The organism is Methanolobus sp. ZRKC2, assembly GCF_045291185.1.
Classification (GTDB): domain Archaea; phylum Halobacteriota; class Methanosarcinia; order Methanosarcinales; family Methanosarcinaceae; genus Methanolobus.
This window is the reverse complement of record NZ_CP146980.1, coordinates 1,632,245-1,652,176: the sequence shown is the minus strand read 5'-3', so window position 1 is coordinate 1,652,176 and position 19,932 is coordinate 1,632,245. Positions and strand designations below refer to the sequence as shown.

The window sequence follows — 19,932 nt, the reverse complement described above, 5'->3', positions numbered from 1 at the left end:
AAGTGAGGTGGACTCTGGTAATTATGCTTTCAGGTGGATGGCTCGGCTCAAGGGCTGATGAGGGACGTGCCAAGCTGCGATAAGCTCAGGGTAGGTGCATGGAACCGATGAACCTGAGATTTCCTAATGGGTCTTCCTAATGCGTTTTGCGCATTGATCAGTAATGATCGGGAACGCCCCGAACTGAAACATCTTAGTAGGGGCAGGAAAAGAAATCGAAGAGATGCCGTTAGTAATGGCGAATGAACACGGTAAAGTTCAAACTGAATCCCACTGGTAACATGTGGGAGATGTGGTGTTATAGGCTTTTCCTAAAGATCCCACTTGATTATAATCAAACTTTTCTGGAACGTTAGACCAAAGAGTGTGAAAGTCACGTAGGTATTAATCAAAGGATCTGGGATGTAGCCTGAGTAGCGTGGGTCGGAATTCTCGCGCGAATTTGGGAGGCACCAACTTCCAAAACTAAATACTTCTTGAGACCGATAGCGAACTAGTAGGGTGACCGAAAACTGAAAAGTACCCCAAAAAGGGAGGTTAAAAGTGCCTGAAACCTGGAAGCGATGGAGCGATATGGCATGAAAGGATCTTTGACACGAAGGAAACAGTCGCGAGGCTGCAGTACGAGTGTCATTGCCGATGTCATATCTTACGTTTTGAAGAACGGGCCAGGGAGTGTATCAAAATGGCGATGGCTAACTTTTTACTTAGGAAGCCGAAGCGAAAGCAACATGCTCGCAACCGCAAGGTGAGGAGCGGCGTATACAAGTGCGTGGAGTCATTATGATACGACCCGAAGCCGGGTGATCTAGGCGTGGGCAGGTTGAAGCGTGGCGAAAGCTACGTGGAGGACCGCAAGCGGTATTGATCTGCAAATCATTCGTGTGACCTGCGTCTCGGAGTGAAAGGCTAATCTAACCCGGCATCAGCTGGTTCCTTCCGAAACATGTCGTAGCATGACCTGACTGGAGATAGTCGGTGGGGTAGAGCACTGATTGGAGATCCTGGGGAAGAAATTCCTCACTCTCTTGTCAAACTCCAAAACCACCGTCGTCATAGAAAGTCGGAGTCCGGACTACCGGGGTAAGCTTGTAGTCCGTAAGGGAGACAACCCAGCCCGTGGTTAAGGTCCCCAAGTGTCGACTAAGTGTTAATACTAAAGGGCGTCCTAAGCCCTAGACAGCTGGAAGGTTAGCTTAGAAGCAGCTATCCTTTAAAGAGTGCGTAACAGCCCACCAGTCGAGGTTTAGGGCCCCGAAAATGGACGGGGCTCAAGTCGACCACCGATACCACGGAGCACCGAAAGGTGATCTTGTAGGAAGGCGTTGCGTTCGGGCAGAAGCAGGGCTGTGAAGTCCTGTGGACCGTGCGGAAACGAAAATCCTGGTAATAGTAGCAGCATAGATAGGTGAGAATCCTATCCGCCGAAGGGGCTAGGTTTCCTCGGCAATGATCGTCAGCCGAGGGTTAGTCGGTCCTAAGTTGTACCGTAATCCGAGTACATCAAAAGGGAAACAGGTTAATATTCCTGTACCATCTGACATTAAAACCGACGTTTTTGGGCAGGTTGAGCGGCGTCGTCGCGCCGTCTAAGCACCTAAATCTGTGGAGAGCCGTAATGGCGAGAAGCAGACGAATGTGTTATGGTGAAAATCAACTGCACCCGGGAACCCGTGAAAAGGGAGTCAGATGTCCGTACCGAGAACTGACACAGGTGCCCCTAGCTGAAAAGGCTAAGGCGTGTCGGAATATTTTGGCTAAGGGAATTCGGCAAATTAGCTCCGTAACTTCGGGAGAAGGAGTGCCTGCTGTGAAGACAGCAGGTCGCAGTGACAAGAGAGCTCTAACTGTCTAATATCAACATAGGAGATCGCAAACCTGAAAAGGCTAGTACGATCTCTGAATCCTGCTCAGTGCAGGTACCTGAAAACCCGGTTCAACGGGACGAAGGGCCTGTAAACAGCGGGGGTAACTATGACCCTCTTAAGGTAGCGTAGTACCTTGTCGCTTAATTGGCGACTTGCATGAATGGATCAATGAGAGCTCTACTGTCCCTAGCCAGAGTCCGGTGAAGCTTACTTTCTAGTGCACAGTCTAGAGACCTCTAGGGGGAAGTGAAGACCCCGTAGAGCTTTACTGCAGCCTGTCGTTGGGTTGTGATCTTGGATGTACAGTGTAGGTAGGAGACATCGAAGTCGGTGCGCCAGCATCGATGGAGTCGCCATTGGGACACTACCCTTCTGAGATTACGATCCTAACTCCGCGAGGAGGACCCCGATAGGTAGGCAGTTTGCCTGGGGCGGGACGCCCTTGAAAAGATATCAAGGGCGCACAAAGGTTGACTCAAGTGGGTCGGAAACCCACTGAAGAGTGCAAGAGCATAAGTCAGCCTGACGTTATTCAGCACAGTAGTGGATGACGAGACGAAAGTCGGTTCTAGCGAACTTTTGTGTCCCGCTTGGTGCGGGCCAAAAATGACAGAAAAGTTACCTCGGGGATAATTGAGTTGTTGCCGGCAAGAGCACATATCGACCCGGCAGCTTGCTACTTCGATGTCGGTTCTTTCCATCCTGGCCGTGCAGCAGCGGCCAAGGGTGAGGTTGTTCGCCTATTAAAGGAGATCGTGAGCTGGGTTTAGACCGTCGTGAGACAGGTCGGTTACTATCTACTAGAGGTGTACGTGGTCTGAGGGTAAGCTACCTTTAGTACGAGAGGAACAGGGTAGCGGCGCCTCTGGTGTATCGGTTGTCTGACAAGGCATCGCCGAGCAGCTACGCGCTAAGGAATAAGAGCTGAATGCATCTAAGCTCGAAATCTGACCTGAAAAGAGACTGCATTAAGGGTTCCGATAGAAGATCGGTTTGATAGGGTCGGGATGTAAGCACCAAGGCAACGAGGTGTTCAGTCCGCGGCTACTAACCATCCGTGCCTATCTACCTTACTTTGTCCAGGCGAAATCTGATATGTACATGCAAATTATACAAGATCAAAAGGTAAAGTATTTAACATAATGGTCCCAATAATTTATCGCTCAAAACGCCAAGGTGGCGGAGCGGCTACGCAATCGCCTGCAGAGCGATTCCATTCCGGTTCGAATCCGGACCTTGGCTTTACCTATAAAAAAAATTCATCGTAAGTGAGTCTGGCGGCCATAGCGGCAGGGCAATTCCTGTACCCTTTCCGAACACAGAAGATAAGTCTGCCAGCGTTCCATATTGTACTGAAGTACGCGAGTCTTCGGGAACTATGGATCGCTGCTGGCTCACTTACTAACCTTTACTACTATCACTACTACTTTTTCTACAGCATTATCCAGAAGAATAAGAGCAGAAGCTCTTTTTTATTTCTCTTTTAAAAAGACATTTTTCTTCCTTTGTAATTCAATTAACATGATATATGAGAACGCAAAGTGTAAGATTAATTCATTCTCTATGGCGGCATCAATCCTTTGCGCTTGTAACAATGTTCAAAATTCCTGAATGAAAGGTTGGCTAAAAGGGATTTATTCAACCCTAATAACCAATCCTCGTAGCAGTCGCCCTAGAATATCAGATCCTGTAATGATCTTTTTCTCAGGATCATCCTTGTTCCAGTAAAGTATCAGGTCTTCATCGATGACATCATCCTCTGAATCAATTGGATATACCTTAAGCTTGTTTATCACATTCCCTATCTTTTCTTCAGGGTCTGACACAACTATGGGATGATGACAGTATCTGTGAGGTTCAAAATGCCTGTCAACAAGCATTGTCCCCCGCAAAAAACCATCTGAATCGATAGCAATCAGTGGTTCGTCTTTTTCATTGATAACTATGGCCCACTTCTTGCCGGAGGCTGCTATCTGATTGACCAGTTGTTCTCCATAATAACTATCCAGTTCAGGGAAAACTGGCAAGCCGTTGCTAAACGGTAGGCGTATAATGCTCAGGGGATGTATTGGTGTTCCCTCCTTCTTGATGCCCAGGTCATCTATTGAAAGGAAATTCAATGCACCGATAGCTTCAAACCTGTCAATATCCGAATATGCAGATTTCATATGCTTGCGTAACATGGTTCTGAAGGCCCTCTCCTTGTAGTAATGCACCTGCTCTTTTCCCAGCCACCAGTCAAGAATTATCTCTGAGGGTTTTGCAACCGGGTATAGAAGTCCTCCATAGAATTTGATAAGAGGCGTCAGGTATGCTCCCATCTTCAGGGCATTACGTGAAAAATACGCTTGAGGCATTATCTCCCCAAAACAGGTTATTGCCACAGTTGAGAATAAAAATGCAGCAGCACCTGTCATAACAGTATCTGTCAGGAGTGTCAGCAATACGTTAATTCCAACGTTTCCCCAAAGGAGTGTAGCCAGGAGATAGTTGGATTTTTTCCTGAGGTTCAGAATTTTCAATGCATAAGGATTCTTTAGTTCTGCCTCAATCTCAAGTCTTAAAGGGCTCAGCCCGAAGAGGCCAATAGTGAGACCGGAAAAAATCGCCGACTGAGCAAGACATAGTAAAATAAATATCCAGGTAATCGATATCATATGGTTCAGCTGTAATGTAAAAGATGCATGGCAATATGTTTTCAAACACTTAATTTTTTAAGCTGGCTAGCAGTTTACTATTATTTCTATTTTCAAAATATTCCTGAAATACCCTGATAGCAAGCATGTTTATTCTCTTAAACACTCACCATATGGATGTGCTAATTCATATTACTTTCTTCAGTTTAAAGCTTCTCTGCATTTTCAACAACCATATGAAGTGAGAAGTTACATATATCTTCACTTTTATCTACCCCCTACATGTCATCAAGATTCGATATTATTCATAAGGATGCGGCAGGCCGCATCGGAAGGCTGGCAACTTCGCACGGTGTAGTTGAAACACCAACTGTCATGCCTGTTATCAATCCCAATCTCCAGACTATCAAACCTTCCGAAATGAAGGATTTCGGGGCAGAGATACTCATTACTAATTCATACATTATCTTCCGTAAGGATGAGCTGCGCGAAAAAGCACTCAAAGATGGTTTACATGCTCTTCTCGACTATGACGGCCCGATCATGACCGATTCCGGTTCATTCCAGCTATCAGTTTACGGTGAGGTTGAGGTCACAAACGAGATGATCATTGATTTCCAGAAAAAGATAGGCACCGATATAGGTGTTCCCCTGGATATTCCTACTCCTCCTGATGTACACTTCAGGCGCGCTGAAGAGGAACTCGAAACAACCATAGACCGCCTGAAGGCAGCCCGTGAGTTAGTCAAAGAAGAAGACGGCATGCTTCTTGCAGGCCCTGTGCAGGGTTCCACTTATCCAGAACTCAGGGAAAGATGCGCAAGAACTTTGTCTGAAGTCGGTTTCGATGTCTATCCTTTCGGGGCTGTTGTCCCACTCATGGAGTCCTATCGCTATGCAGACCTGGTGGATGTCATAGCATCTTCCAAGAAAGGACTTGATCCGACTGCTCCGGTGCATCTCTTCGGTGCAGGCCATCCAATGATGTTTGCTTTAGCCGTGGCCCTTGGCTGTGATCTCTTTGACTCGGCAGCCTATGCCCTATATGCTAAAGACAGGCGCTACATCACCTCCAGAGGCACCTACCATGTTGACGATCTGAAATACCTGCCCTGCTCCTGCCCTGTGTGCATGAACCACACGGCTGAGGAATTGAAGAAAGCCCACAACTGCACCGAACTGCTGGCAAGGCACAACCTCTATGTTACCTTCGAAGAGGTACGTGAGGTCAAGCAGGCTATATGGGAGGGCAATCTCCTGGAACTAGTTGAGCAACGATGCCGTTCTCACCCACGCATGCTTGAAGCCCTCAAGCAGATGTACACTTATTCACCCAGGATCGAGGAGCTTGATCCGGCATCCAAGTCTACTTTCTTTTACTGCGGCCCGGAATCCTCAAAACGTCCCGAGGTGTTGCGCTTTGCAAAGCAGTTGGACAGGTTCACTATCACCGGCTCGACCCTGATACGCTCAACTCCGGTAAAGTCCGAGAAAGAGTATGACAATGTGCTTATCTTTAAGCCTCCCTTTGGTGCATATCCCCAGGAACTTGCAGAGATATATCCGCTCAATGCAGAGGTTGTGAGAACTCCTGATTATGAATCACTGGAGCAGGCTTATCTTAATACTATTAGGCTTGTGGAGTTGAATCCTGAAGCGGAGTTTACTTTTGTTATGCAGGAGAGATTCGCTCATTCGCTGGTGGAGAAGCTGGAGGAAATGGATAACTTCACGGTGGTCTATCCGAAAAGCGAGTGATTTTGGATATTTAGATATTGATATCATGGCTAACAGAGGCATCATATTTCTTTTACCGGAGGTTGTGACCAACCTTCCTCCTCAGCAGGATATGGGAACTTGCTGAGGGGGAGGCGAATTAAAGGCATTGGTTCTATACCAATATCTGGTAAACAGAAATTAATAATTCATGATGTCAACATTCCTATGTTATTAGCATTCAGGTTAACTCACATTTTTCCAAGCAATATACAAATTGACAGAAGTTATGTTTGCCAAAAGAGTTTTGAGCATCGGCTCTATAAACTACCTGTCAACGGTTGTGAGAATGTGAAAGATGAAAAAAAGGAGTACCTTGTACACAAACAGATCTATGATGAAACTGTGAGAAGGAATAAAAAGATAGGCATGGTGAGTCTGCTGATCTTTGGTATTGGTTTGGCCTTGAAGTATCTGGATATGCCTGAAACAGGAGGGCATTTCATCTGGCTGGGTTTTGTGATCCTTTTGTACACGATCGGTTCCAACCTGATGGCAAAATACGAGAGGCAGAAACATAAGTTAAAATGATAAAGTATTGATTTTCTTTTTTGGCCTTGTAGGTATTTCCGATATTCAGAAGACTCAAAGCTAATGATGTCGAGTTCCCTGAACAGGCATATCTTAATGCCGTCAGGCTCGTGGAATTGAATCCGGAAGCGAAGTTTACTTTTTTTGTACAGGAGAGCTTTGAGCAACGGCTGGTTGAGAAGCTGGGGAGATTGGGGAATGTGAGGGTTGTGAAAGCTGTATTAGGAGATTCACAAGTACAATCAAATTTAAAGTAGTCTATCTATAAAATTTTAAGAGAAAAACAAAGCGACGACTGAAAAAGTGAACTGTACTATTGATATTTATAATGTTTTTATTAATACTATGTGTGCATTTCTCATTAAAAGAGGCATAAAAGCTTATTCTAATAGTGAAGAAATCTATAAATTTGATGGCAAACGTTTAGCTTTTTAAATAAGGGATAATTGTGCATATAGAATTTATTAATGTTGCTGATATCACCGATGATTACAAAGAAGCCTTCATCAAAAATTATAGGAATTTCAATGACATCTGGGATAAAATTGCTATTTCAGATTATAGGCAAGTAAACAATCCTAAAAATTTGGAAACTAAATGTTATTTTGGACGTGGGTCTTATCCTTCGCGTATTAATTCATGGCAAGTTAAGACTAACTCTCTTTTGTATGACAAATTTATATTCGATGTGAATACATTTAGGGAATTAGTTATAGGATTTCCTCTTGATAATTTGGAAAATGATGAAGACATTTTGAAATATATGTATCCTATTGATCTCAATGCTTCGAGTTTTCTAATTGACTTGTATAAAAAAGGGCATGTTGAAATTGTTAGTACAGTAGACATATGGATTAGTGAATTTGATAGTGAAGAATATCAAACTCTCAAAGAAAGAGGGAATCTATACACGGACAAAGAGGAAATTGATTCTATTTCAAGAAAAGCTGCACTATTTCCTGATGATGAAAGTAATTATCCGGGTTTACTTAATATGATGAGTCAAGACATAATGGCTTCTTATTTGATGGATTCTTCTATAATAACACAAGAATATTCTTATTATATTGAGAGAAAACTTGATGATTTTAAGCGAATAGATTCAAAACATAATATTATTGATCAATTGTTAAATTATGAAGTCCCAAATTTTGATAGCTTGGATTTTAAAGAAATTAGTGCTATACGTAATTTAAGAAGCTTACCTCATTTGAGAAGCAAAATTGAAGAAGCATCACTAAATATCGATAACGATGATTATAATATTCAAGAGGCAGTGCAAAACCTTAGAGATGAGTTGTGGAATCTAGCATTAGACAACATTGAAGACAACAAATATAAAGTCATAGTTGAAAGTGTAATTTCAAATCTTCCACTAGTTGGTAGTTTAATTTCCGGCAAAAATTTAATTAAAGTCGAACAGCTCCACAAGCACTGGGGTTACACAATCTTGAATATGAGAAAAAGAACCAAGTAATATTTTTCTGCTGAACAAATAGTTTGTGTGAAAATATGTACTTTTATAAAGAAGATACCGAGTTTAATTAATCATTTGGCACTGATAATGACTCAAAGTCTTCAAATCCTTTCTGCTTAAGAACTTCTTCAACTTCTTCGTCATTATCATACTCTATATTCTTATTCTTTCGAATTTTATCCATTAATTTAAATGTTCTTGAATGCGCTTGACGTAATACTAAACTGAAGGAACGTGGATGAATTGTTATTGATCCCATCTCCATAGATTTAAGTATAGGATCTACTTTTGTTCCTAGGACATAACATACTATTGAAGTGTCGTGTTCAATTTTACCAGATTTTATGATTTCTGTGGCATAATTGTTAGCTTGATATATATTGTCAAGTGTGATTGTAGAACCCCCTCTTTTTAATTCAATTATCAAAACTTTGGAAGTTCCGCAGACCTCTACAGTTTCACCGTTTTCGCCATACTTATCACTACTATAAATACCAAAAGAGCAATCGGGTAGGACTACAAAATCCGGTCTCTGTCGTGGGTTTTTAAGAGTGGTTGTGTCATCTACATTAAAATGTGTTTTTAAGACCGTTGCCAAAGATTTATTTGATGAAAATTCGATACTTTCATATTCAGGACCAAATATCCATAATCCATATTCAAATAAAGGTTGCAACTCATGCAACTCGTTTGTCTTAGAATTTTCAACTATATCATCAAGTTGCTCTATCAAATCCAGTCTTTTCTTAAGTTCGTCTAAAACCAATTTTGCATCCATAATGTCCCATTCATCTAAAATATGAGATAGGGAGTCCATATCATCGGGACTCATATTTGAAAGTTGCTTTAATAATTTGTATACAGATTTGCTTTTCTCCATACTTGCTAGAACTTCAACAACATTCTCCAAGTGGCTTGTTTTTATGGTTGGACATCTCTGCTGGACTTGAGTAATGAAGCTGCCAATAGCATTTCTTGAAGGTGTACTTAACTCTTTAAGTGTTCGTCTTTGGGATTCAAGGATAGATATTTTTTCTTCCCTACGTACATCTTGCATTAAATCACTAATTGTTTCAAGAATGAAAGTGTTGATACTTTCTTGTACTATTTTCACTTTTTCTGTTTCATTAAAACCTGTCCAATCATCTTTTACTTCATCTACCAAAATGTCAGCTTTTACAATTATTGTATATCTTCTTGCTTCGCTGCTTCTTCCGTCAAGAAAACTACCCTTAAAATCTTTCCAGGAAGGGTCACCTACTAATCTACCATTTACCCACCATACAACACCATGTTGTTTAGTAGTTCTGCCAACAACTTTACTATCGATTAAATATAGTGTAATGTTGCCATAACTAGGCAATTCATACTCATACTCTTTTGCATGTTTTAAGATGTCAGAATGTTGAATTAGTTCATCATTGATGTATATCTTAAAATGGGTTGGATCTACGATGAACTTTGTACCAATTAACTCTTTGATTTCATCTACTTCAAGCCATTTTTTTTCTTCCAGATTGGTACTGAAGTTTGTTGATATTCTCGTGCCATTCCCAATATGATTAGTTTGCTCTACTAATTCAATCTTGTAAGGAGCATCACCCGAAGACATTGTCACAGTAAAAACAGATTTTGTGCTGTCTTTCCAAGTTTCAACTTTATACTTCTTGGAAAAACAAAACAAACTATGTCTTCCTTTTCCATTTCTGCCAAAAACTTGTCTTTCAATATTCGCATTTATTCCTATTATCTTGGCAGTTGACCCTTGTACATTTATTCGATTATAGTTGAATTCACTCCACCTTTTTATGAATTCATCTTTTGTCATTCCACAACCATTATCAGATATTTCAAAAAAAACATCAGGATGAACCGGCCAAATAATTCTTACCTCTGTTGCCCCTGAATCCCAAGCATTAGCTACTAGCTCTATGATTGCTACTTTTGGATCACTAATCATTTTCCCTGCATAGTTTTCAAAAAAACGACTGCTAAATCGAGGATTAAATAAGTTAGGCTGGGATTCGTTTTCAAACATGATAACAACCACGTATTTATTTAGAAAGATAACATTTATTTGTACTATTTTGTAAGTAATATTACTTTTCAGTATAAATAAAATACTTTTTGATATCGTTCGAGTGAAAATATTCTAATTTCTTACTGTTTTCGATAATCTCAATTAAGTTATTTTGAATACATGAATTTGTAGGTGCACATCTCAGAAGAATACAAAACTCCCTCCACATTTTCCCACCTCTCTCCAAAACTAAATATACAATACCGAAAATTAGGAGGCTATAACTTACTGGTGATAACGTGGTTTCCACTTCCGAATCAAAAACTAGGAATCCTTATGTCGAGCTTCTCAGGCCTGAGATTGCCGACATGGATCTTGCTCTTCCTGCGGCCAGTGCCCTGCTGGCAGCCTACCTTGCTACAGGGGCTTTCCCTCCGTTGATACCTTTCATAATCGCGATCATCGGTGGTTACGCAGCGATCACGAGTTCTTATGTGTATAATGACTGCTGTGATATGGACATCGATGAGATTAACCTTCCAAATCGTCCACTGGTATCCAACCGGCTTTCGCGGGATCAGGCGCTCAAATATGCGCTTTTCCTGTTCCTGGTTGCAGGTGCGGCTGCGCTTTACCTGAATCCCGAGTCCTTCGTGGTGCTTCTGATAGCTGTCGCAACAATCAGTGTCTATTCGGCCATAGCTAAAAGGGCCACATTCCTGAGTTTTGTGCCTGTAGGTATTGCCTACGGCCTTGTTCCAATAGGTATCTGGCTTGCATTCGACCCCGCCGGTATTCTCAAGGAACCGTCCTATGGTTCAATACTACCACTTTCTGCCATCTTTTTATTTTTGATGATGTGCTTTACCGATTGGGGCTTTACACTCTCAGGAGTTGCCAGGGATGTAGAAGGAGATCGTGCAAGAGGTGCTCCAACATTTCCAGTAACATTCGGTGTCCCTGCGACAGCTAAATTCGTAACCCTCATGTGGATTATAGGAGTAATTGCCTCCATTGCAATCGGAATCACAGCACAGCTTGGCCCGATATTTTTTGCCGGTGCACTGCTTGCAGGTGGGTGGATACTCATACAATCATTCGATTTCATAAAGAACCCGACACCTGATCGTGGGGGAAGATTGTTCCTTCAGGGTTCCAGATACAGGGGTGTCATGTTCGGTTCACTCATAATTGATGTAATACTCCTGGTACTTGTCCCGGCATATTCCGGCATACTCTGGTAAATGATAATAATGAATGACAAATTTGAATGAGGCTCAACATGGACGCGGATATCATTGTAATAGGGGCTTCCCCTGCGGGAGTCATGGCTGCAAGGAATGCGTCAGCCAAAGGTTGCAAGGTCATACTACTCGACAGGAAGGAAGCAGCAGGCGTTCCAACCCACCCGGCAAACACCTTCTTCAAGGGAATGTTTGACCGTACAGGAGAAGAAGTTGACCAGAGCTATATAATCAAGAACCTCAAAGGAGCCTACATAATAACACCCTCTGGAAGGAACGTTATTTTCGAGGGAGAAGCTTACTTCCTTGATCGCAGGAAATTCGATGAATTCTACATAAAACAGGCTGAAGATGCAGGCGCAGACGTTCGCTTCGGAATAGAAGTTCTCAACGTCCTCAGGTCTGAAGGCAGTTTTTTGCTAAGCACCTCAAAGGGAAAGATGAAGTGCAAACTTGTCATAGTCTCGGACGGCATAAACTCAAGAATCAGTGGACTTCTTGGTCTTAAGCCCATAAAATATCCGGATGACATAGCCTGGTCCCTGGAAGCCGAGATCGAAGCTGAAGGTATCGGTGAACCTGATTATTTCGAATACTATGTAGGAAACCATGCCCCTGGCTGGAAATCAACCTATTCTCCCTGCGGTGGCAACAGGGCAACACTCGGTATGTATGTTAGAAGGCACGGAATGGACGTTTCCGACTTCTTCGATGACTGGCTTGAAAGGTTTAAGAAAATTAAGGGACTCGATGATGTGAAGATCATCAGCAAATCTACAGGTGGTGATCCAATAGCTGCCATTCCGGGTGATATTGTTGCAGATGGTGTAATGATAGTAGGTGGTTCCGCCGCACAGTCAGGCATAGGATATGGTATGCATGCAGGGCAAATGTGCGGTGATGTCGCGGCCGATGCCATTAAAAAAGGTGACACTTCAAAGGGCTTTTTATCAGAATACAGGAAGCGCTGGAATGAAGCTTACAGGACAGAATATTATCTTGGAAGATTTGCACTTGAGACTCTCAGGAAGATGTCTGATATGGAAATCAACGAAATGATGAAAGTTTTTGAAGGTGAGGATCTCAAGGTACTCGGTGGAAGTCCTTTTAATCAGGCAATCCAGATATCAAAGATGATATTGAAAAATAACCCATCTTCAATATTCTCATACAGGGCTATCTTCAGGAACAAATGAGATGAAGAACAAATACTACTTTTACAGGAACCCTCTTTTCAAAGTCTACGCACAGATAGAAAATGATCGGGTCAGGATGAAGACTTCTGGTCTTGCTTCCCCTTTCATGGGTTCTTTTGTTTCTGAGATGATGGAGATATTCGAGGGTACAAAACCATCCAAAGTAGATGGTGACCGGCTTATATACTCCACCTGGATGCCTCCCATACCCAGCAAAGCATTCGACAGGCTTGTCTCAAGCCAGATGAGTGCAATGAGGGGCAAATACGTCCCGGAACAGATCACGATATCTATCACTGAAGAGTGTCCGAACAAGTGCCTACACTGTGCCCTGCCGGATACTAAGAACAAGGCAAGGCTCAGCCCGGATGTTGTCAGGAGAATCATTGACCAGACCCAGGATCTGGGTACGACCCTGGTTATCTTCGATGGGGGAGAACCCTTGCTCTATGATGGTCTTGAGGATCTCATAAGTTATGTCGATCAGGCACGTACAATTCCCGGTCTGTTTACATCCGGTGTGGGCCTGACTTCAGAGCGTGCATTGAGTCTGAAGAATGCAGGTCTTTCCATGCTCAGTATAAGCCTTGACAGTGCAAATGAAGCAGGTCATGACTTCATGCGTGGAAGACCCGGAGTTTTCAAAGAAGCAGTCAACGCCATAAAAAATGGTCTGGAAGCCGGGCTCCTGGTTGGTATTTATGTAGTCCTTTCACCCAGGAATATCGATGAACTCGATGACTTCTACGAGCTCGCAAAAGAATTAGGTGTACACGAACTTTCCTTTTACGAGATAGTTCCCACAGGCAGGTGGCAGGGTCATGAAAAAGAAGTTCTTTCCCCGGAAGATTTGAAAAAGTTCGATGATTTTGTGGAGCGAACTTCCCATGCCGAAGGACCACGAGTGTTCCCCATACCTCAGATAATCAGGAAGATGGGCTGCTTTGCAGGCAGAAAGTGGCTTCACGTAACCCCCGAAGGTGACGTGCTCCCATGTGCATGCATGCCGAAACCATACGGTAACATCCATGAGGAGTCCCTGGGTTCTGTCTGGAAGAAGATATACAAAGACCCTGTTTTCAATTCCGGTCCGTGTCTTATGCGTGACAGTGAGTTTAGAAAAGTCCATTTAGGACTCGAAAAATAATTTATTATAAAACAGTTGAAAAAAGGGTGAAAGATCACCCTTTTCATTTTGATTATTTCAAGAAACCTGATCTCTGTAGAGCCATAAGGTTCTCGGTAGTAAGCTTGCCACCGGACTTGAATTTATCGAAAATATCCTCGGCATCCTTACGTGCATCTGCTTTTGCAGCCTCTTTCTTACCATCGACATCGCCTTTCTTGATCTTACGGATCTCTTTATCGATGTCACGGATCTCTTTCTGGGCTGCGATGAAGAGTTTGTGCTGCTCATCGGCGCTTTCCTGGAATTTAACAAAATCCTTGTGGGCAGCGTCGGACTCGGCACGAACTTTATCAGCTTCCTTGAAAGTGGTAATCATCTTATCGTGATAATCCTGTGCTTTCTGGGCATAATCGGAAAGTACCTTGTGGTGCTCGGAAGCCTCATCCCTTATTTCCTGGGCTTTTGTCAAAAGGTCTTTTAGTTCCTGATTGCCTTCAAGCTGTTCCTTCTTTGCAACGTAGAGCTTCTGAAGTTCGGTAATCCTGTTGACAAGTTCTCTTTCCTTGCTTGTCGTAAGAACTTCGGTCTGCTGTGTGAATTCCAGTCTGTCAATCTCTTTGCGTATGTCCTTAATGGAAGGACCGCCAAGATTGTTAACATTACGGATCTGGTCTATCTGTGCAAAGATGTCATTTGCCCTTGTATTGACCTCATCACGAAGTACCTTATACTCTTTTACCTTCTCGTTGTTCTCGTCACGGAGTTTCTTGTATTCCTGTGCTTCGTTGATAAGGTCCTTGGTCTTCTTGTTGAGTTCGTTACGCTTTGCGGCCAAAGTGCTTGCTTCTGCGTTGAGTTCGTTTCTTTTTGTCTTGTATTCTTCAGACTGCTTCTTAAGCTCAGTCTTCTTGTCGTTTAATTCTTTCAACATATCCTTTTTATCCTCCCGATCCAGCAAAAAAGCTGGCATTTCATGCATTCCTAATGCACGATTCTGGCTTTACGAGTCCAGTGCCTGGATCACTGGTATTACTGCTTCAAGGTTTTTTTCTGTTATGACAATGTCGGCGTGCTCATGTAATATAGGTTTTGAATTGAATGCTATAGCATACCTGGCTCTTTTGAAGATACAGATATCATTAGCCCCATCACCTATTACAATACACTCTTCGGGTTTTATTCCATATTCACTGGCGATCTCTTCCAGGACAAGTTCCTTTGATCCTTCTCCTGTAAGAGGGCCTGTGACCTCTCCTGTTATGCATCCGTTGTCTATCAGAAGCTCGTTGGAAACCACATGATCCATGCCCAGTGTTTCACCCACACGTTCTGCGGCAAGGGTGAAGCCACCGGATATCATTGCAGTTTTATATCCCTGGGATTTTAAATATTTGATCAGCTCTTTTGCGCCAGGCATGAAAGGCATCCTATCCAGTGCTTCCTGTGCCTTTTCAAGAGTTAAGCCTTCAAGAAGGTGCACTCTTTCTGTAAGGGCTTCTGAGTAGTCAAGTTCTCCATGCATAGCCATTTCGGTTATCATGGCCACCTTCTCTCCTACTCCGGCCGCCTCCGCAAGTTCGTCAATGGTTTCAGCATCTATCAGGGTACTGTCCATATCAAAAACAACTAACTTGATCCTCTTTTCAGAATTGTCAGTATTATTCACTTGATCAAACCTAGATTTTAAATCCCGTCATGAAACAGCATTTAAGTGCCGAGATTGATGTGAAATAAGTTACATTGCTTTTAAGGTTTTCGGGCAGTTTGCTCTGTAGCAGTGCTCCATCATAGCTTATATTGTGTCCTCTTACCTTATTCCAAAAGTAATATATGCTACACCGCACATTGCAATACTGTGATTTTACATGGCAAAGATTGGATTTATAAAACTAGGTAACCTTGGTATGAGCCAGGTTGTTGATTTGGTACAGGACGAAATCGCAGCAAGAGAAGGAATCACCATCCGTTCTTTTGGAACCGGTCCTAAAATGGGCAAAGATGAAGCTGCTGCAACAGAGGAGCTTAAAAAATTCGATGCTGACTTTTACGTTATGATCAGCCCTAACTCAAGTGCACCAGGTCCAACCGCAGCTCGTGAGATCTACAAGGATGTACCATGCATCATTATTTCAGACGGTCCTACCAAGAAGGATGACCGTGCAGCACTCCAGGAAGCAGGCTTTGGTTACATTATCATGACCGTTGACCCACTCATCGGTGCAAAGACAGAGTTCCTTGACCCTGTAGAGATGGCATCATTCAACTCCGATGCAATGAAGGTCCTCTCAACCTGTGGTGTAGTAAGACTTATCCAGGAAGAACTTGACAAGGTTGCTGCAATGGTAGACGAAGGTAAGGAGCTTGAGCTTCCACATATCCTTGCAAAGCCAGAGAAATGTGTCGAAAGGGCAGGATTCAACAACCCATACGCAAAGGCAAAGGGTCTTGCAGCACTCCATATGGCTGACATGGTCGCAAAGATCAACTTCCCTGCATGCTTCATGATGAAAGAACTCGAACAGGTTGCACTCACAACAGCAGCAGGTCACGAGATGATGCGTGCAGCAGCACAGCTGGCAATCGAAGCAAGAGAGATCGAGAAAGCAAACGACAGTGTCTTCAGGCAGCCACACTCCAAGAAGGGCAACCTGATGACCAAGACAGCTCTCTACGAGAAACCACAGTAAAGTACCTTAATCGGTACTTTTCCTTACTTTTTTTATGGACTCCGTAACCGTTTTTATTATTGCCATCGTAACTTTTGCCGTATTCGTACTTCTGACTGCTTATGCTCTTAAAATGGCTGTAATTATGGGTAAAGAAACCAGAAAAGCCAGGTTAAATGCAGATGCGAAGAAGAATAAAAGCACCACTGCAGAAGAAGATGATGATGATATTTCTGAATAAGTTCATCAGAATAAACTGCTAAAAAGTACAGTGAGCTGGCCATTAATGGTCTTGGAGCTTCACTGAAAAACGGTTGATTTTTGAATAGATTACTTAGGTTCTTCCTTTGCCCTTGGCATTGCAATTATTTCTCTGACCTGAAGGCTGAAGAAATCAAAGGAATGTGCAGGCCTCAGTACTACTGAAACATCAGCTCCCCATCGGGTTCCACCAATTGCGATTATCTCCGTATCTTTTGAAACTGGTATGTGTCCCGAGTCTGCTGCCATCATAGCACATTCAATTGCTACCTTGAATCCTTTTCCAAAAACAGCACGAAGAGTATCAGAAATCACGTCTGCCCTGCTGGCACCACCAATACGCTTCTGGATGGCACGTTCCACGCCTGAGAACATGTGTGACTGGGTCGTCATAACGACTCCAAGTTCATTCAATTTCTTGAGATTCTCCTCATCAACTTCCCATTTGCCGCTCTCTTTCAGGCCGTACTGGTGTGTGATTGCGATTATCTTTACATCCTGGTCCTTAAATGCCTCTGCCGCCATGAGTGCGGTCTCTCCGCTTGTACTGGAAAGCACCACATATTCTATTCCAAGCTCAGCTGCTCTTTTTGCAGATGCATTAAGAAGTTCTTCGGTATTCTCCGGGCCTACATCGTCAAAATATGTTATTGATTTTTCCATCCTATCACCTTTAATTTCAGAATAAACAATTGCTTTGCTTATGGCATATTAATAATGTTATTTTTGTATTGTGCCTTGAGAATATTTTCTCAAAGCATGTAGTAATGGTGATATCCAGTGTTCCGATACATTTGATGGAATTATTTTTATTTTTTTTGATTTTGTTGATGTTAGGTGAATTAAGAAGGAGATATACCAAGGTTGTTTATAGCAATCAATTGAGGATTTCTAAAGAATTCTAATGTCGCAATTGTTATAATAAATAATAGAAATTGAAACTAAGTAAACAACATTTTAGAAAGACAAAGCTACAAAGGCATGAAATATGTTACTAAAAGAAATAAAAATTCATAATTTTAGATCAATATCGCATTTAATTTTCAAAGTAAAGAAATATGGAAATAGCTACACTTCAATGTTTGTAGGCATTAATGAAGTTGGTAAAAGTAGCATATTGCAAGCAATGTCTTTTTTGGAAACACCGGCAGAGGAATTCAATTTCTTAGATTTGAACAATCAAAATAATGATAAAGAAGAATATATAGATCTTTTTTTTAAGTTTGAATTTGAGAATAATAGAACATATTTTGATGTGTTAGAAAAAGAAATTATTGAATCTAATGCTTTTTTAAGTTTATTAAATATAAGCAATGTCACAAAAAATGTATACCTAAAAAGAGGGAATAGCTACTTTCAAGAAACTTATAGTGTTGAATGGGAACCTTTTAATCTTAAAGACTACTATTATTTTAAATCATCAACAGGTGATCTAAAAATCAAGCTTTCGAGTGGATTTACCCCAGATGAATTTAGAGTAGCTAAAAAACTTACTGAAAAGGAACTTGGGAACATATTGGTAGATTTACTTGTAGCTACAATTAAAAAATATGAAAGTAAAGTTTCTTTCTGGAAACCAGAAAAAGAGTACTTAATAACTGATGCAATAAACCTTCAAGACTTTAAAAATAATCCATCGACAAATATTCCTTTGAAAAATATTTTTGCTCTGAGTGACTACAAAACCGAAGAAGAAATAAAAACAAAAATAGAAGAGATTAGCGAAAATCACACCCATCGTAGAGGTTTAGAATCAGTTCTATCAGACAATGCAAGTGAATATTTTGGTAGTGTTTGGGAGCATGAAATAACAATTGATATAGAGATTTCTGAAACACTAATGTGTAGTGTTCATGTCAAGGACAAAGGAAAAGCTAACAAAAATAAGTTTTTTAATATGAATTCGAGAAGTCAAGGTTTTCATCAATTTGCTTCTTTAATACTTTCTTTATCTATACAAAATCATAGTTTAGAAATGAAGAATAGACTTATTCTTATCGATGAACCCGAAAATCATCTTCATCCTTCAGGAGTCAGAGATATAATGAAAGAGCTATTAAGAATTGGAGATAGCAATTACGTATTTTTGGCAACTCATTCTTGTTTTATGATTGATAAAAAGACTAGGCAAAGAAATTTTATAATCAAAAAAGACGATGCAAAAAACACAATCTATCAACAAATAAATAAAGATTCTGAAGTTATTGATGATGAAGTATTACGAGATGCGTTTGGTATCAATGTTTACAAAGATTTTCTTAGCCCACATAAGCTATTAGTTGAAGGCTTGTCTGACAAAAAGATAATAGAAAAAATATTATCCAAATTAAAACCCAAAGAAACGATTCTTATAACCAATGGTCATGGCAGCAATATTGATTCTATAGCAAGTAGGCTAAATTTTGAAGATATATCTCCCTTAGTTATTTTAGATGATGATGAGGAAGGTAGAAAATATAAAGACAAAATAGTAAGAATAGGCGGAAATTTTACAGAAAAAAATGTATTAACTTTGAGAGATTTAGAAGCAAATCTCATAGCTGGAGGAACTATTGAAGATCTTTTAGGAAAATCTTTTGTAGAAAGTACATTCAGAGAACAATATAATTCAGAATTTGAAAAAGATCCAGACGCTTTTTCATTAGATGAAAAGACCCCTTTCCTTGATCAAATAAAAAAATATCTATATAGAAATGAAAAGGAAGCTAATATCAATAAGTTTCTAGAAAGATTTAAAATAAAAATTTCAGATGAGTTGAACCCTAGTGATAACGCACTTAATAACGATTTTTCTCTTCTAAAGTCTTTTGTTGAAAAAATAGTTGAACAACTGGTGAGTGGGGATGTATCATCAAAATAATACATATACTTTCAAGAATTTAAAAATAATTGCATTATCCATTAAATCTCAAATATCTTTGTTGTAGTTTTTCACCCATTTTTCTCCACTCTCCTCATATCCTTCTTCAGAGGCCATTTTTGCTAAAGAGATGTTTCCCTATAGTCCTCATGTTCGGCTAAAATATGCGTGATCACTTTACTTGTGTTTTCATCAACCTCTGCCTTAGATCTGATTTGCTTTCTTGTTACTTAAAGAAGGTTTTTATATTAGAAGAACAACATGACTG

At 41.2% G+C, this 19,932-nt stretch carries 14 protein-coding genes, 1 tRNA gene and 2 rRNA genes; 12 read left to right on the top strand and 5 right to left on the bottom strand.

Annotated elements, in window-relative coordinates:
• Positions 1-11 precede the first annotated feature (11 nt).
• The 3 genes from V7O62_RS07750 (at position 12) to rrf (ending at position 3,263) form a co-directional block, all read left to right on the top strand.
• Positions 12-2,939, top strand: a 23S ribosomal RNA gene (locus V7O62_RS07750).
• Between the two features lie 99 nt (positions 2,940-3,038).
• Positions 3,039-3,110: transfer RNA gene (locus tag V7O62_RS07745), tRNA-Cys, on the top strand.
• A 31-nt stretch (positions 3,111-3,141) separates the two neighbouring features.
• Positions 3,142-3,263 (top strand): 5S ribosomal RNA (gene rrf, locus V7O62_RS07740).
• Between the two features lie 239 nt (positions 3,264-3,502).
• Here rrf and V7O62_RS07735 read toward each other — a convergent pair.
• Complete coding sequence (locus tag V7O62_RS07735; protein WP_406655675.1) at positions 3,503-4,525, bottom strand: DUF21 domain-containing protein; 1,023 nt, start codon at positions 4,523-4,525, stop codon at positions 3,503-3,505.
• A 261-nt stretch (positions 4,526-4,786) separates the two neighbouring features.
• Here V7O62_RS07735 and tgtA point away from each other — a divergent pair, with 261 nt between their 5' ends.
• The 3 genes from tgtA to V7O62_RS07720 all read left to right on the top strand — a co-directional run bounded on the left by tgtA (position 4,787) and on the right by V7O62_RS07720 (position 8,288).
• A complete protein-coding gene (gene tgtA, locus V7O62_RS07730) occupies positions 4,787-6,262 on the top strand; it encodes a tRNA guanosine(15) transglycosylase TgtA (protein ID WP_406655674.1) in 1,476 nt (491 codons plus the stop codon).
• Between the two features lie 309 nt (positions 6,263-6,571).
• Complete coding sequence (locus V7O62_RS07725) at positions 6,572-6,811, top strand: hypothetical protein (protein WP_406655673.1); 240 nt, start codon at positions 6,572-6,574, stop codon at positions 6,809-6,811.
• A 448-nt stretch (positions 6,812-7,259) separates the two neighbouring features.
• Complete coding sequence (locus V7O62_RS07720) at positions 7,260-8,288, top strand: hypothetical protein (protein WP_406655672.1); 1,029 nt, start codon at positions 7,260-7,262, stop codon at positions 8,286-8,288.
• 67 nt (positions 8,289-8,355) lie between these two features.
• On the opposite strand, the gene V7O62_RS07715 is transcribed toward V7O62_RS07720, so the two are convergent.
• A complete protein-coding gene (locus tag V7O62_RS07715; protein ID WP_406655671.1) occupies positions 8,356-10,326 on the bottom strand; it encodes an ATP-binding protein in 1,971 nt (656 codons plus the stop codon).
• 281 nt (positions 10,327-10,607) lie between these two features.
• On the opposite strand from V7O62_RS07715, the gene V7O62_RS07710 reads away from it, so the two are divergent.
• The 3 genes from V7O62_RS07710 to V7O62_RS07700 are packed head-to-tail and all read left to right on the top strand — an operon-like array spanning position 10,608 to position 13,895.
• Positions 10,608-11,552, top strand: a complete 945-nt coding sequence (locus V7O62_RS07710; protein WP_406655670.1) for a UbiA prenyltransferase family protein — start codon at positions 10,608-10,610, stop codon at positions 11,550-11,552.
• Between the two features lie 38 nt (positions 11,553-11,590).
• On the top strand, positions 11,591-12,748 hold the full coding sequence (locus V7O62_RS07705) for an NAD(P)/FAD-dependent oxidoreductase (RefSeq protein WP_406655669.1): 1,158 nt from the start codon (positions 11,591-11,593) through the stop codon (positions 12,746-12,748).
• A 1-nt stretch (position 12,749) separates the two neighbouring features.
• Positions 12,750-13,895, top strand: coding sequence for a radical SAM protein (locus V7O62_RS07700; protein ID WP_406655668.1), 1,146 nt, complete (start codon positions 12,750-12,752; stop codon positions 13,893-13,895).
• Positions 13,896-13,947: 52 nt separating this feature from the next.
• Here the strand turns inward: V7O62_RS07700 and V7O62_RS07695 are convergent, their stop codons facing one another.
• Both V7O62_RS07695 and serB read right to left on the bottom strand, forming a co-directional pair.
• Positions 13,948-14,808, bottom strand: a complete 861-nt coding sequence (locus V7O62_RS07695; RefSeq protein ID WP_406655667.1) for a coiled-coil protein — start codon at positions 14,806-14,808, stop codon at positions 13,948-13,950.
• Between the two features lie 69 nt (positions 14,809-14,877).
• Positions 14,878-15,543 (bottom strand): phosphoserine phosphatase SerB, encoded by a 666-nt coding sequence (gene serB, locus V7O62_RS07690; protein ID WP_406655666.1) that lies wholly within the window; start codon positions 15,541-15,543, stop codon positions 14,878-14,880.
• A 199-nt stretch (positions 15,544-15,742) separates the two neighbouring features.
• Here serB and V7O62_RS07685 point away from each other — a divergent pair, with 199 nt between their 5' ends.
• Together V7O62_RS07685 and V7O62_RS07680 are read left to right on the top strand one after the other, a co-directional pair.
• A complete protein-coding gene (locus V7O62_RS07685; RefSeq protein ID WP_406655665.1) occupies positions 15,743-16,564 on the top strand; it encodes a F420-dependent methylenetetrahydromethanopterin dehydrogenase in 822 nt (273 codons plus the stop codon).
• Between the two features lie 34 nt (positions 16,565-16,598).
• Positions 16,599-16,784 carry a hypothetical protein gene (locus V7O62_RS07680; protein WP_406655664.1) on the top strand — a complete coding sequence of 62 codons (186 nt, stop codon included), beginning with the start codon at positions 16,599-16,601 and terminating at the stop codon, positions 16,782-16,784.
• A gap of 89 nt (positions 16,785-16,873) precedes the next feature.
• Here V7O62_RS07680 and V7O62_RS07675 read toward each other — a convergent pair whose 3' ends face one another.
• Positions 16,874-17,467, bottom strand: a complete 594-nt coding sequence (locus V7O62_RS07675; protein WP_406655663.1) for a pyruvate kinase alpha/beta domain-containing protein — start codon at positions 17,465-17,467, stop codon at positions 16,874-16,876.
• A 325-nt stretch (positions 17,468-17,792) separates the two neighbouring features.
• Here V7O62_RS07675 and V7O62_RS07670 point away from each other — a divergent pair, with 325 nt between their 5' ends.
• Positions 17,793-19,664 carry an AAA family ATPase gene (locus V7O62_RS07670; RefSeq protein WP_406655662.1) on the top strand — a complete coding sequence of 624 codons (1,872 nt, stop codon included), beginning with the start codon at positions 17,793-17,795 and terminating at the stop codon, positions 19,662-19,664.
• Positions 19,665-19,932 lie beyond the last annotated feature (268 nt).